11 protein-coding genes are annotated in these 12,556 nt (G+C 71.5%); all 11 read left to right on the top strand.

Going from position 1 to position 12,556, the window contains the following annotated elements; genetic code table 11:
• Positions 1-192: 192 nt before the first annotated feature.
• The 11 genes from BL253_RS19535 (at position 193) to BL253_RS19485 (ending at position 12,554) form a co-directional block, all read left to right on the top strand.
• The gene (locus BL253_RS19535; RefSeq protein WP_076818547.1) at positions 193-978 is read left to right on the top strand and encodes a TetR/AcrR family transcriptional regulator; all 786 of its coding nucleotides are present in this window, start codon (positions 193-195) and stop codon (positions 976-978) included.
• Between the two features lie 277 nt (positions 979-1,255).
• Positions 1,256-2,398, top strand: a complete 1,143-nt coding sequence (locus BL253_RS19530) for an acyl-CoA dehydrogenase family protein (protein ID WP_076818546.1) — start codon at positions 1,256-1,258, stop codon at positions 2,396-2,398.
• Positions 2,395-3,675, top strand: coding sequence for an acyl-CoA dehydrogenase family protein (locus BL253_RS19525; RefSeq protein ID WP_076818545.1), 1,281 nt, complete (start codon positions 2,395-2,397; stop codon positions 3,673-3,675). Before BL253_RS19530 ends, BL253_RS19525 begins: the two co-directional genes overlap by 4 nt.
• A gap of 86 nt (positions 3,676-3,761) precedes the next feature.
• Positions 3,762-4,970, top strand: coding sequence for an amidohydrolase family protein (locus BL253_RS19520; RefSeq protein WP_076818544.1), 1,209 nt, complete (start codon positions 3,762-3,764; stop codon positions 4,968-4,970).
• A gap of 23 nt (positions 4,971-4,993) precedes the next feature.
• Complete coding sequence (locus BL253_RS19515) at positions 4,994-6,706, top strand: class I adenylate-forming enzyme family protein (RefSeq protein ID WP_076818543.1); 1,713 nt, start codon at positions 4,994-4,996, stop codon at positions 6,704-6,706.
• A gap of 151 nt (positions 6,707-6,857) precedes the next feature.
• Positions 6,858-7,430, top strand: coding sequence for a cupin domain-containing protein (locus BL253_RS19510; protein WP_076818542.1), 573 nt, complete (start codon positions 6,858-6,860; stop codon positions 7,428-7,430).
• Positions 7,431-7,584: 154 nt separating this feature from the next.
• Positions 7,585-8,418, top strand: coding sequence for an amidohydrolase family protein (locus tag BL253_RS19505; protein ID WP_076818541.1), 834 nt, complete (start codon positions 7,585-7,587; stop codon positions 8,416-8,418).
• A 70-nt stretch (positions 8,419-8,488) separates the two neighbouring features.
• A complete protein-coding gene (locus tag BL253_RS19500) occupies positions 8,489-9,679 on the top strand; it encodes a cytochrome P450 (protein ID WP_076818540.1) in 1,191 nt (396 codons plus the stop codon).
• 135 nt (positions 9,680-9,814) lie between these two features.
• Positions 9,815-10,684 (top strand): SDR family NAD(P)-dependent oxidoreductase, encoded by an 870-nt coding sequence (locus tag BL253_RS19495; RefSeq protein WP_076818539.1) that lies wholly within the window; start codon positions 9,815-9,817, stop codon positions 10,682-10,684.
• A complete protein-coding gene (locus BL253_RS19490) occupies positions 10,681-11,703 on the top strand; it encodes an NAD(P)H-dependent amine dehydrogenase family protein (protein WP_076818538.1) in 1,023 nt (340 codons plus the stop codon). The genes BL253_RS19495 and BL253_RS19490 overlap by 4 nt, the downstream gene beginning before the upstream one ends.
• Positions 11,700-12,554 carry an SDR family NAD(P)-dependent oxidoreductase gene (locus BL253_RS19485; RefSeq protein ID WP_076818537.1) on the top strand — a complete coding sequence of 285 codons (855 nt, stop codon included), beginning with the start codon at positions 11,700-11,702 and terminating at the stop codon, positions 12,552-12,554. Before BL253_RS19490 ends, BL253_RS19485 begins: the two co-directional genes overlap by 4 nt.
• The last annotated feature ends 2 nt before the right edge of the window (positions 12,555-12,556 follow it).

Raw genomic sequence — 12,556 nt, 5'->3', positions numbered from 1 at the left:
CCAGGGTGGCCGCTCCGGGCTGCCGGGCGGTACAGTCCAGATCGGAAAGTAACGCTTTTCGAAAATTAAAGTACTGCTTTCCACCGCCTCGGGGAAGGCGCTGACGGACCCGCGGCGGCCGCCGACCTCGCCCGCGGCTCGACCGCCCGAGGTTCGACAGCGGGACTTACCTGGCCGGGTACCGTGAGGGCAATGGAGCTGGAAGCCGTGACCGAGCACGCCAGGAACGACGACGCCGCGACGGACTGGCATCGGCGTGTCGTGACGCGGTCGTTGCAGGGTGCGCAGCAGCGTTCGATCGATCGCGGAAACCGGTTCATCCGGGCGGCGGCGAAGGTTCTGGAGCGCTCGAACGGGGAGTCGCTGACGGYCCAGGACGTCGCGGACGAGGCCGGCCAGTCGCTGCGGACGCTCTACCAGTACTTCGCGAGCAAGGACGACCTGCTGCTGGCCGTGTTCGAGGAGGCGATGCGCACGTACGCGCGGATCATCCGCGCCGCGATCGCCGACCTGGACGACCCACTCGAGCGGCTGGCCGGCGCCATCCTCGCGGCGGCGCACCTGCCGGCGATGCACAACAAGGCAGGCGTCGACCGTGGGCTCGTCCAGCTGCGCCTCCAGCTCAGCCAGGCCGATCCCGACCTTCTCGCCCGCTCGCAGGCGCCGGTGACGTCGCTGTACCGCGAGCTGATCGAGGCCGCCATGGCGGACGCCGCGCTGACCGCGCTCGCCGTCGAGCCGGCGACCTACTTCCTGGTGTCGACGCGGACGTCATTCCTCACCTCGATGACCGCGGGCAACGAGTACGGGGTGCGACCGCCCGACCTGATCGACCTCTCCGTGTTCTGCCTCAACGGCCTCGGCGCCCACCGCCCGCGGGAATGGCACCAGCAGGTGGAGGAGCGCCTCGAGCTCTCCGGCGACGGGCATTCGATCCTGCGCCGCCTGGCGAGGGCGTCGAGCTCCGCGCGGAGCTGACGAGACCGGCTCCGCGCCGAGTCACCGACCGTCCGGGCGCCGGCCTCGGCGCCGGCGCCGCCCGCGCCCGCGTCCGCGTCCGCGAACCTGACGTTGATCACCGCGGCTCCGGCCGCTGGAGCCGCCGCCCGTCGTCAGCCGCTGGTACTGTCACTTTCGTATACAGAATGCGGTGCTTTATCTGAGGCGCCTGCCCCGCCCCGGCCGCCGAGTGGCTGGCCGAAGAGCCGGGAGAGTCGGGAGAGCCAAGACACCGCGCCGGACGCTCAGGAGGACGATGTTCACCCAGACAGCGGACCAGGACCTGCTCGAGGCCACCACGGAGCAGTATCTCGCCGCTACCTACCCCCCTGCGCGATTACGCGAGCTGTCGCGGCGGGACTCGACGTTCGACGCGGCGCTGTGGAAGCAGGGCGCCGAGCTCGGCTGGACGTCGCCGCTGGTGCCGGAGTCCGCCGGTGGCGGCTCGGTCAGCGACAACGGCCTCGCCGACCTCCTCGCGGTCGCGTTCCAGTTCGGGCGGCATGCCGCGCCCGGCCCGCTGATCGGGACGAACGTCGTCGTGGCCGCGCTCGGCCGGTGGGGCTCGGCGGAACAGCGCGGGGGTCCGCTGGCGGAGCTCCTCGGCGGCACCGCCACCGCGGCCTGGGCGCACGCGCCCCGGAGCGTCGGGCGCTCCCACGCGGCGGTGCGGGCGGCCCGGTCGGGTGACGACGTCGTCCTGAACGGCACGGCGTCCCGCGTCGAGCGCGGCGCGCCGAACGGCTACCTCCTGGTCGCCGCCGCCACCGGCGAGGACGACGCGAGGTCGCACTATCTGGTCCCGTTCGACGCGCCCGGGGTCCAGACCTCCCCGCTGGGCGGCATCGACCTCACCCGCCGCCACCTCGCCGTGGTGCTGCGGGACGTCACCGTGCCGGCGACGTCCCGGGTCGGCGAGCCCGGCACCGCCGACGATCATGACGAGCTGCTGCTCGACCTCACGGCCGTGCTCCAGGCCGGCGAGATCGTCGGCGCGATGGAGCGCGCGTTCGCCACGACCCTGCGGTGGACGCACGACCGCTACTCGTTCGGCCGCCCACTCGGGTCGTACCAGGAGATCAAGCACCGGATGGCCGACCTGCGCACCCAGCTCGAGGCGAGCGCCGCGGTCGCCGAGAAGGCCGCGCGCCGCGTCGGCGAGGGCGGTCACGACGCCCGCACCTGGGCCAGCGCGGCCAAGGCGCACGTGGGACGAGCCGGCCCGGAGGTGATCCAGGACTGCGTCCAGCTGCACGGCGGCATCGGGGTCACCTTCGAGCACGACCTGCACCTCTACCTGCGCCGGGCCACGGTCGACGCGCAGCTGTTCGGAACGCCGGCGTACTTCACCGAACGGCTCGTGCGGCTGCTAAACGCCGCCGTGGACGGTGGGAGATGAGCGAGACCGTGATCGACGTCGACGTGTTCGCGGCGCGCGCCCGGACCTGGCTGGCCGAGAACATGCCACCGGCCGATCCCGCCAAGGACACGTTCTTCCTGCACGCCGCCACCCACCCCACCGACGAACAGGTGCTGGCGCGCGCGGCGACGTGCCGTGAGCTGCAGCGCCGGCTCTTCGACGGCGGATTCGCCGGCATCTGCGTGCCGGCCGAGTACGGCGGCCAGGCGCTGACCCCGGCGCACCAGGCCGCGTTCAACCGGGAGATCAAGGGCTACGACTACCCGTCGGAGATCCAGGCGTCCACGTTCATCCCCTGCATGGCGGTGCTGCTGGAGTTCGGCACCGAGGAGCAGAAGCTGCGGCACATCCCGCGGATGCTGCGCGGCGAGGAGATCTGGGTCCAGCTGCTGTCGGAGCCGGGCGGCGGGTCCGACGCCGCCGGCGCCGTCACCAGCGCCACCCGCGACGGCGACCGCTGGGTCCTCAACGGGTCGAAGATCTGGACCACCTCCGGCTGGTGGGGCGACTGGGCGCTCTGCCTGGCCCGCACGAACTGGGACGTCGAGAAGCACCGCGGGCTGACCGTGTACAGCCTGCCGATGTCCGCCCCCGGCCTGCAGATCCGCCAGATCGAGCTCGTGAACGGCTCGAAGGACTTCTGCGAGGAGTTCCTCACCGACGTCGTCGTGCCCGACGCCGACCGGATCGGCGACGTCGACGCCGGGTGGAGCGTCATGACGCGCTGGCTCCACCACGAGCGGACGATCTCCGGCGGCTCCCCCTACGTCACCGGCGGCGGCAACCGGCCCAACGAGGGCCCGTACGACCTCGCGGCCCTGATCGGGGCCGCCCGCCGGCTCGGCACGATCGACGACAGCGCGACCCGGGCCCTCATCGGCGAGGCCCAGACAAGCTCGCTGGTCCTGCGGGCCCTGGTCGAGTCCGTCACCCACAAGATGGCCGCGGGCTCGCTCCCCCACCACGCCGCCGCGATGCCCAGACTGTTCGGCGGGACGGCGAACGCCCGCCGCGCCGCGATCGCGACCGAGCTGTACGGCGACGCCGGGGTGGTGTGGTCACCCGACGAGGAGACCTCCGCCCAGGTCGGGCTCGGCTACCTGATCCGCCAGGCCTCCTGCATCGGCGGCGGCACGACCGAGATGGCCCGCAACGTCATCGCCGAGCGGCTGCTCGGCATGCCGCGCGAACGCCGCGCCGACACCGACGCCTTCCGAGACGTCCCCCGCGGGCCACAGGCGAGCGGCGCCCACTGACGATCCCCAGGCCGGCGGGGGTTGGCGGCGTCCGGCTACCCAGGTAGAAACATCTATATCTCTTCGACGCTCGCAGGGAGGCCGCCATGGCGGTTGGACAAGGGCCCGGGCCGGCGGCGGCGCGGCCGGTCGACGCGGACAACCACTACTACGAGACGCTCGACGCCTTCACCCGCCACCTGGACCGGAAGTTCCGGCACCGCGGGGTGCGCGTCGTCCAGGACGGCCGGCACGTCGAGATGGTCATGGCCGGGAAGGTCAACAACTTCATCCCGAACCCGACGTTCGACCCGGTGATCGTCCCCGGCTGCCTCGACCTGCAGTTCCGCGGCCAGATCCCGGAGGGGGTCGACCCGCGCAGCCTCACCAGGGTCGAGCCCATCCGGCCCGAGTACCGCGACCGGGAGGCCCGCCTGGCGACGATGGACGCCCAGGGCCTCGACGCGGTGCTGCTCTTCCCGACGCTGGGCTGCGGCGTCGAGCAGGCGCTGCGCGACGACGTCCCGGCCACGATGGCGAGCCTGGCCGCGTTCAACCGCTGGCTCGAGGACGACTGGGGCTACTCGCACGAGGACAGGATCATCGCCGCCCCGATGATCTCACTGGCCGACCCGGGCGCGGCGCTGGCGGAGATCGACCGCGTGCTCGAACTCGGCGCGCGCGTCATCCACATGCGCCCGGCGCCGGTCCCGACGGGCGGCGCCAAGGGCCGCTCGCTGGGCGACAAGCTGCACGACCCGGTCTACGCCCGGCTCGCGGAGGCCGGTGTGCCCGTCGCGTTCCACCTCGGCGACAGCGGCTACAACGCGATGATCGGCGCCTCGTGGGGCGGCGCCGAGGAGTTCGCCCCGTTCCGCGCGCCGGACCTGCTCGGCGGGGTCCTCATCGGTGACCGGGCCATCCACGACACGATGGCCAGCCTGATCGTCGGCGGCGTGTTCAAGCGGCACCCGAACCTGAAGGTCGCCAGCATCGAGAACGGCTCCGACTGGGTCTACCCGCTACTCAAGGGCCTGCGCAAGCTCGCGAACCGCGCCCCAGCCCTGTTCGCCGAGGATCCTCTCGACACGATCCGGCGCCACGTCTGGGTCACGCCGTACTACGAGGAGGACCTGCGCAAGCTCGCCGACACGATCGGCGTCGAGCGGGTGCTGTTCGGCTCCGACTGGCCGCATGGCGAGGGCCTGGCCGAACCGGCGTCGTTCACCGACGAGCTCACCGCGTTCAGCCCCGACGAGGTGCACCGGATCATGCGCGCCAACTGCGCCGAACTGGTCGGGTTACCCACCTCCTGACGTCGCGAAGGACGGATGTCTCGATGACCCGACCCACCCTGGACCACGCCGGTGTCGCGCCGGTGTACCGCGACGATCCCCGCCTCGCGCCGCTCATCGGCCCGGGAGGCCCGTTCGAGGTCGAGGACCTCGTGCTTGACGGCGTCTCCCTGCGGGACTTCGTCCGCGCGCCGCGCACCATCGTCGACGTCTTCCGGGCCGGCGCCGCGCACGAGGCACTCGTCAACGTCGTCTACGAGGGCGAACGGCTCACCTTCGCCGACGTGCGCGGCCGGGCGCGCGGCCTGGCCCGCGAGCTGCGGTCGACCTTCGGGGTCCGCCCTGGCGACCGGGTCGGGATCGCGATGCGCAACCTGCCGGAGTTCGTCGTCGGGTTCTGGGGCGCGGCCCTGGCCGGCGCGGTCATCGTGCCGCTGAACTCCTGGTGGACGGGCGGGGAGCTGACATACGCCTTACGCGACGCCGGCGTCTCGGTGCTGTTCGCCGACGACGACCGGTGCGAGCGGATCCGCTCGGCGGGCCGGCCCGAGGGCCTGGCCCTGGTCGGGGTGCGCACGGACGCCGGCGACGTCGCCTTCGACAAGCTGACGGCCGCCGCCCCGCTCGYGGACGACGAGTTCGCCCAGCTGGACCGGGACGACCCGGTGACGCTCCTCTACACGTCCGGTACCACCGGACGCCCGAAGGGAGCGCTCAACACCAACCGGGGCACGATCACCAACCTCTGGAACATGGCCTTCGCCAGCGCGCGCGAGGCCATCATCGCCGGCCGCCAGCCGGGGCCGCCGCGCCAGTCGGTGACGATCTCCACAGGGCCGCTGTTCCACATCGGCGGGGTGTCGGCCGTCGTCGGCGGTCCGCTCGGCGGCGGCAAGATGGTGCTGATGCACCGCTGGGACGTCCAGGAGTGGGCGCGGCTCGCCGTCGACGAGCAGGTGACGGCGCTCGGCGGCGTACCGGCGGTCGCGCGCCAGATCCTCGAGTACCCGGGCGTCGGCGAGCTGGGGCTGGACGCGCGGCTGTTCTCCATCGGCGGCGCCGCCGTCCCACCCGACCTGGTGGCGCTCGCGATCCAGGTGTTCGGCACGGACGTCGCGCTGCTGAACGGCTACGGCCTCACCGAGACCACCTCCGCGGTGGTCACGAACGTCGGCGTCGAGTTCGCCGCGCATCCCGACAGCGTCGGGCGGCCCAACCTCACCGCCGACATCAAGGTCGTCGACATCGACGGCACGTCCCTCGATCCGGGCGACGTCGGCGAGATCTGCTTCCGTTCGCCGCAGGTCGCGCGCGGCTACTGGAACGACGCCGCCGCGACCAGCGCGTCGTTCCAGGATGGCTGGTTCCATTCGGGCGACCTCGGCTACGTCGACGCCGAGGGTTTCGTCCACGTCGTCGACCGCCTGAAGGACGTCGTCATCCGCGGCGGCGAGAACGTCTACTGCGCGGAGGTCGAGGCCGTCCTGCACGAGCATCCGGAGGTGGCGGAGGCGGCGGTCGTCGGTATCGACGACCGGGCGCTGGGCGAGCGGGTCTGCGCCGTGGTGATCCCCCGTCCCGGCACCACACCGACCCTGGCCAGCCTGCGGGAGTTCGCGGCCGGCCGTCTGGCCGCCTTCAAGTGCCCGGAGGCGCTGGTCGTCCTGGCCGAGCTTCCCACGACCGCCACCGGCAAGATCGCGAAGACCGCCCTACGCGCCCAGGTCGCCGCCTCCGCCGCCGAACGGACCTGGTAACCCGAGCGGTCCCGCTGCCGACGGCCCCAGCTACCGATCGGCATCCTCGTCCTCTTGGCCCAGGACGACTCCCTGCATGCGACGAAAGTCGGGCTTCACCGTCCCAACAGTCCGATGGCAACCCTGGCCAGGAACGAAGTGAGGTGCGGGCATGAGCGAGACAACGATCCAGACAGCCCAGGTGACGGAAGAGACCGAGGAGACGACGGAGACGACGGAGGCGGCGGAGGCGGCGGAGGCGGCCCACCGGCGCGAGACCTTCCGGTTCGCCGAGGCGCCGTCGCTACACGAGGCCGGGATGATGTCGATGCCGGTCATGACCCCCGAGGCGCCCGAGCAGTTCATGGAGTGGGTGTCGAGCGGCGGCCAGGTCGTCAAGGTGCTGTTCGGCGACCCGGAGACCGGCGGGGTCAGCCTCGTGTGGTCACGGTTCGAGCCGGGCTACGTGCTTCCGCGCCACTCCCACAGCGCCGACTGCCTCTACTACGTGACCCGCGGCGAGCTGCGCATGGGCAGGACCGTGCTGGGCGAGGGCGACGGGTTCTTCCAGCCGGCGGACCGTCCTTACACCTACACCGCGGGCCCCGACGGCGTCGAGATCCTCGAGTTCCGAACCACGAGTCCCTTCGACATGCAGATCACCGAGAGCCTGCCCGGCTGGGGACGCGTCCTGGAGGCGATGCGGGCCAACCGCGACCAGTGGGCGGCGGAGGCGAAGGCCTGAACGGCCCGGCGCCAGCCCTTCTCGCACGTTCCGCGACACCGAGATCACCGAGATCACCGAGCCTTCTCCCTCTCGCCCTCCCACGGCGCCAGCGCGACATGGGGCCGTGAAGACGATGGAAAAGGCTCGCCCGCCCATGAGAAGGAGACCGGCGATGACCCGCGCCATGGACTGCCTGGTGAACGTCGACTTCGGCGACGTGAAGACGCAGCCCGACTGGATGGTCCGTGTGAAGGAGGACTACTTCAAGGGCGGCGACGACTTCTTCAAGAGCCCCGAGCTGCCCGAACTTCTCGACGACATGGACGCGAACGGCGTCGAGCGGGCGATCCTGATCGCGAAGGTCGGGAAGACCGACGGCCGGGCGTTCAAGTTCGCCGAGGCCCGTCCTGACCGCTTCGCCCTCGCGATCGGCGGCTTCAACCTGCTGCGCCCGATGCCGGCGGTGCGGGCGTTGGAGTCCTACGTCCGCGACTACCCCGTCGTGTGCACGAACGTCGGCCCGAGCTTCTGGGGCGACGGCATGTACCCGCCCACCGACCCGGTCTACTACCCGATCTACACGAAGTGCTGCGAGCTCGAGCTGCCGCTGTGCGTCAACACCGGCATCCCCGGCCCGCCGCTGCCGGCCGAGCCGCAGAACCCGATCCACCTCGACCGGGTCTGCTACCGGTTCCCCGAGCTGAAGCTGTGCATGATCCACGGTGCCGACCCGTGGTGGGACACCGCGATCCGCCTCATGATCAAATACAAGAACCTGCGCATGATGACGTCCGCGTGGTCGCCGAAGCGGCTGCCGGCCTCGCTGCTGCACTTCATGTCGACCCGCGGCAAGGACCGGGTCATCTTCGCCTCCGACTACCCGGTCCTGTCCTTCAAGCGGACCCTGACCGAGGCCGCCGCCCTCGACCTGACCGACGAGGTCCGCGACAACTGGCTGTACGGCAACGCCGACGCCTTCTTCTTCAGCGGCAGGACCTCGTCCTGACGGACCGCCCGCCTGCCGGGCGCGGACACGGTGGTGCCCGGTCACAGAACCAGACCAGCCGGAGGCATTCATGACCGATCTCTATTGGGACCCGCTCGCTCCCGAGCTGCGCGACGACCCTTACCCGCTGTGGCGGCGGTTACGGGACGAGGCGCCGGTGTATCGCAACGACCGGTTCGACTTCTACGCCTTATCCCGCTTCGAGGACATCGAGGCGGCCCACCGGGACGCCGAGACGTTCAGCTCGAGCCACGGAACCACCCTCGAGACGATGGCGCCGGAGCCGCAGGACACGGCGATGATGATCTGGCTTGACCCGCCCAAGCACACGACGCTGCGCAAGCTGGTCTCACGCGCGTTCACCGTCCGCCGGGTGTCGGCGCTGGAGGAGCGCATCCACGAGATCTGCGCGGAGCTCCTCGACGCCCAGGTCGGCTCCGGCGGGTTCGACTACGTCCAGGACTTCTCCGCGATCCTCCCGCCGACGGTCATCTCGATCCTGCTCGGCGTTCCCGGCAGCGAGCGCGAGGAGCTGCGCCACGTCGTCGACAACGTCTTCCACATGGAAGAGGGCGTCGGCATGAACAACGAGACCTCGATAGGCGCGCTGACCGAGCTCGGGCTACGCCTCGGCGCGCACTTCGCCGACCGGCGCGGCAATCCCCGCGACGACGTGTTCACCGATCTCGTCAACGCCGAGGTGGCCGACGAGGTGACCGGCCAGGCGCGCCGGCTCACCGACGCGGAGCTCGCCAGCTTCGCGATCCTGCTGTTCAGCGCCGGCAGCGAGACGGTGGCCCGCCACGTCGGCTGGGCCGCCAGCGTGCTCGACGAGTACCCGGACCAGCGGGCCGAGCTGGCACGAGACCCCGGGCTGATCCCCGGCGCGATCGAGGAGATCCTGCGCTACGAGCCGCCGTCGCCGGTGAACGCCCGCTGGACGACCCGCGACGTCACCGTGCGGGACGCGACGATCCCGGCGGGCTCCCGCGTCATCCTCATCACCGGTTCGGCCGGCCACGACGAGCGCAAGTACCCGGACCCCGACGTGCTCGACATCCACCGCAAGGTCGACCTGCACATGACCTTCGGCTACGGCGTCCACTTCTGCCTCGGAGCGGCACTGGCCCGACGAGAAGGGCGCATCGGCCTGGAGGAGACCCTCAAGCGCTGGCCCGAATGGTCCGTTGACCGCGCCCGCACCGAGATGCTGTACACCAGCACCGTCCGCGGCCCGCTGCGCCTGCCCATTCTCGTGTAGCGCTCGGCCGCCCACCGGCCGGCGCCGGTGCCCGGGCCGGTTCCGACCGTGATCACGACTTTCCCCGTCCCGGGCTCCAACATCACATTGCATACATTATGAAAAATACTGGCGTCTTAGAGGGAGGACCGCGCGATGGCGGAAAACGAGTTCCAAGCCCGCTATGGGCCGTGGGTCGTGGTGGCGGGCGCGTCGATGGGTATCGGTGCCGCGCTCTCGCATGAGGCCGCCCGGCGGGGGCTGAACGTGGTGCTGCTGGCCCGGGGCAAGGACCAGCTCGAGGCGACCGCGGCCGAGGTCGCCGCCCAGCACGGCGTCGAGGTGCGCACGATCGCGGCCGACCTGGCGTCGCCCGACATCGGCGCCATCGTGGCCGACGCGACGAGGGACCTCGACGTCGGCCTGTTCGTCTACAACGCCGCGGTCGGGCCGAACAGCCGCTTCATCGACGGGGACCTCGACCTGCACCTGCTGAGCGTCGACGTCAACTGCCGCACGCCGGTGATCCTCTGCCACCACTTCGGCCGCCGGCTGGCCGAGCGCGGYCGCGGCGGGATCGTGATGATCAGCTCGATGGGCGGCACCCAGGGAGCGGTCAACTTCAGCACCTACAACGCCGGCAAGGGATTCCAGTGGATCCTCACCGAGTCGCTGTGGACCGAGCTGGCCGACCGCGGCGTGGACGCCGTCAACGTGTTCGTCGGTGCCACCTCCTCGCCGAACTACAACTCCTTCCAGGAGACGCTCGACCCCGAGCTGTGCAGCCGCGTCGACACCGACGACCCGCTCGACCGGGCCCGCTCGCGGCTCATGCGGCCGAGCTCCCCTGAAGAGGTGGCGACCGCGTCCTACGACGGCCTCGGCCGGGGTCCGGTGGCGTACACCCACCCCGACGACGCCTTCGTGTCGCAGCGGTGCTTCGCGCTGCCCCGGGACGAGGCGACGCTGGTGTGGCGGGCGCTGCAGGAGACCTCCACCCGCCGCCCCGACCGGGTCGCCCGGTGAGCCGCCGCCTGCGGGTCGTCCAGTGGACGACCGGCAAGACCGGCAGCGCCGCCGTGCGCGGCATGGTCGACCATCCGGTGCTCGACCTCGTCGGCTGCTACGCCCACTCCCCCGACAAGGTCGGCCGCGACGTCGGCGAGCTGTGCGGCCTGCCACCGATCGGCGTGACCGCCACCGACGACGTCGAGGCCCTGCTCGCGCTCGAGCCCGACTGTGTCTCCTACATGGCGTACCGGCCGAACTTCGACCACCTCGAGCGAATCCTCGAGTCGGGCGTCAACGTCGTGTCGACGATGTACATGATGGCCGGCTTCGGCTACGGCGAGCAGGCCACCCACCGGCTGCGCGACGCCTGCCTGCGGGGCGGCTCGTCGCTCTACGCCTCCGGCATCTACCCCGGCCACGCGCCGATGGTCGCCGTGGCCGCGAGCGCCATGTGCAGCCGCGTCGAACGGCTCTCGATCCTCGAGTCGCTCGACATCTCCGGCTACGCCAACGAGCAGATGTTCCGCGCCCAGGGCTTCGACCTCGACCCCGACGACCCGGCCGCCCACCAGGCCTGCGAGGCCTCCTGCGGCTCGTTCAAGGACCAGATCCCGGTACTCGCGAAGGCGCTCGGCGTGCGGATCGACGCCGTCGGCTTCCGGGTCGAGTTCGCCACCGCCAACCAGGACACCGACTTCGGCTTCATGACCGTGAAGAAGGGCCGCGTCGCCGGCTTCAAGGGCACCGTGTCGGGCGACAGGGACGGCCGCTCGCTGATCGAGTGCAGCTTCGTCTGGAAGCTCGGCGAGGACATGACCCCGAACTGGCCCGTCACCCACGGATATGTGATCGAGCTCGACGGCGTCCCCGGTGTCCGCGTCCGGCTGGAACCCCAGGGCGAACACCTCGACGGCACGGTCACCACGGCGATGCCCGCGGTCAACGCCATCCCACAGGTGTGCGCCGCCCAGCCGGGGATCGTGAACCTGATGGAGCTGCCCCTCGCCCGCGCGGCCGGACAGTTCCGGCCATGATCGGCGACCTGCTGCGACTCGACGGCCGGACCATCGTCGTCGCGGGCGCCGGCGGCGGTGGCATCGGCACCGCCGTGTGCACGGCGGCCGCCGAGCTCGGGGCCAACGTCGTCGGCCTCGACGCCGAGGCGGCCGCGCTCGCCGCGGCCGAGGCGGCCGTCCCCGGCCCGTTCCACGGCGTGATCGTGGACGTGCGCAGGAAGGACGAGGTCGACGCCGCGTTCGCCGACGCGATCGCGGCGTTCGGCTCGGTCGACGGACTGGTCCACGTCGTCGGCGGCCAGCGGCCCCACCACTGGCAGCCGGCCGACGACTTCCCGCTCGCCGATCTCGACGACGTCCTCGACCTCAACCTGCGCTCGGCGCTGCTCACCAGCCAGGCCGCCGCCCGGGCGATGACCACGGCGGGCCAGGGCGGCAGCATCGTGCACATCGCGTCGGTCGCCGCGTTCTTCGCGGCGCCGTACAGCCTCGCCTACAGCGCCGCCAAGGCCGCGCTGATCTCGCTCACGAGAACCACGGCCGCCGAGTGGGGCCCGCGCGACATCCGCGTCAACGCCGTCGCGACCGGGACGATCCGCACCCCGCACAGCCGAGGCAACGACACCGCCGACCAGGCCCGGGACGCCGTGCTCGCCCTCGGGCGCCGCGGCACGCCGCGGGAACTGGCCGGTGCCGTGATGTTCCTCCTCAGCGACCTCGCCGGCTTCGTCACCGGCCAGGCCCTCACGGTCGACGGCGGCTCCACCATCCGCCCCTCCTACCTCGGGCCGGACAACGTCCCGGTCTTCATGGAGGACGGCGACCTGCGCCGAAGGCTGCTCCAGGACCAGCCACGGAGGACCAGCTGATG

Source organism: Pseudofrankia asymbiotica (genome assembly GCF_001983105.1).
GTDB lineage: Bacteria > Actinomycetota > Actinomycetes > Frankiales > Frankiaceae > Pseudofrankia > Pseudofrankia asymbiotica.
Note: the sequence above shows the minus strand (reverse complement) of the source record. Positions and strands in the feature narration are given on the sequence as shown.

What these genes read in the sequence shown, in the direction of transcription:
- BL253_RS19530 (WP_076818546.1), top strand. Translation starts at nt 1,256, where the DNA reads ATGTTCACCCAGACAGCGGACCAGGACCTGCTCGAGGCCACCACGGAG.
- BL253_RS19525 (WP_076818545.1), top strand. Translation starts at nt 2,395, where the DNA reads ATGAGCGAGACCGTGATCGACGTCGACGTGTTCGCGGCGCGCGCCCGG.
- BL253_RS19520 (WP_076818544.1), top strand. Translation starts at nt 3,762, where the DNA reads ATGGCGGTTGGACAAGGGCCCGGGCCGGCGGCGGCGCGGCCGGTCGAC.
- BL253_RS19510 (WP_076818542.1), top strand. Translation starts at nt 6,858, where the DNA reads ATGAGCGAGACAACGATCCAGACAGCCCAGGTGACGGAAGAGACCGAG.
- BL253_RS19505 (WP_076818541.1), top strand. Translation starts at nt 7,585, where the DNA reads ATGACCCGCGCCATGGACTGCCTGGTGAACGTCGACTTCGGCGACGTG.
- BL253_RS19500 (WP_076818540.1), top strand. Translation starts at nt 8,489, where the DNA reads ATGACCGATCTCTATTGGGACCCGCTCGCTCCCGAGCTGCGCGACGAC.
- BL253_RS19485 (WP_076818537.1), top strand. Translation starts at nt 11,700, where the DNA reads ATGATCGGCGACCTGCTGCGACTCGACGGCCGGACCATCGTCGTCGCG.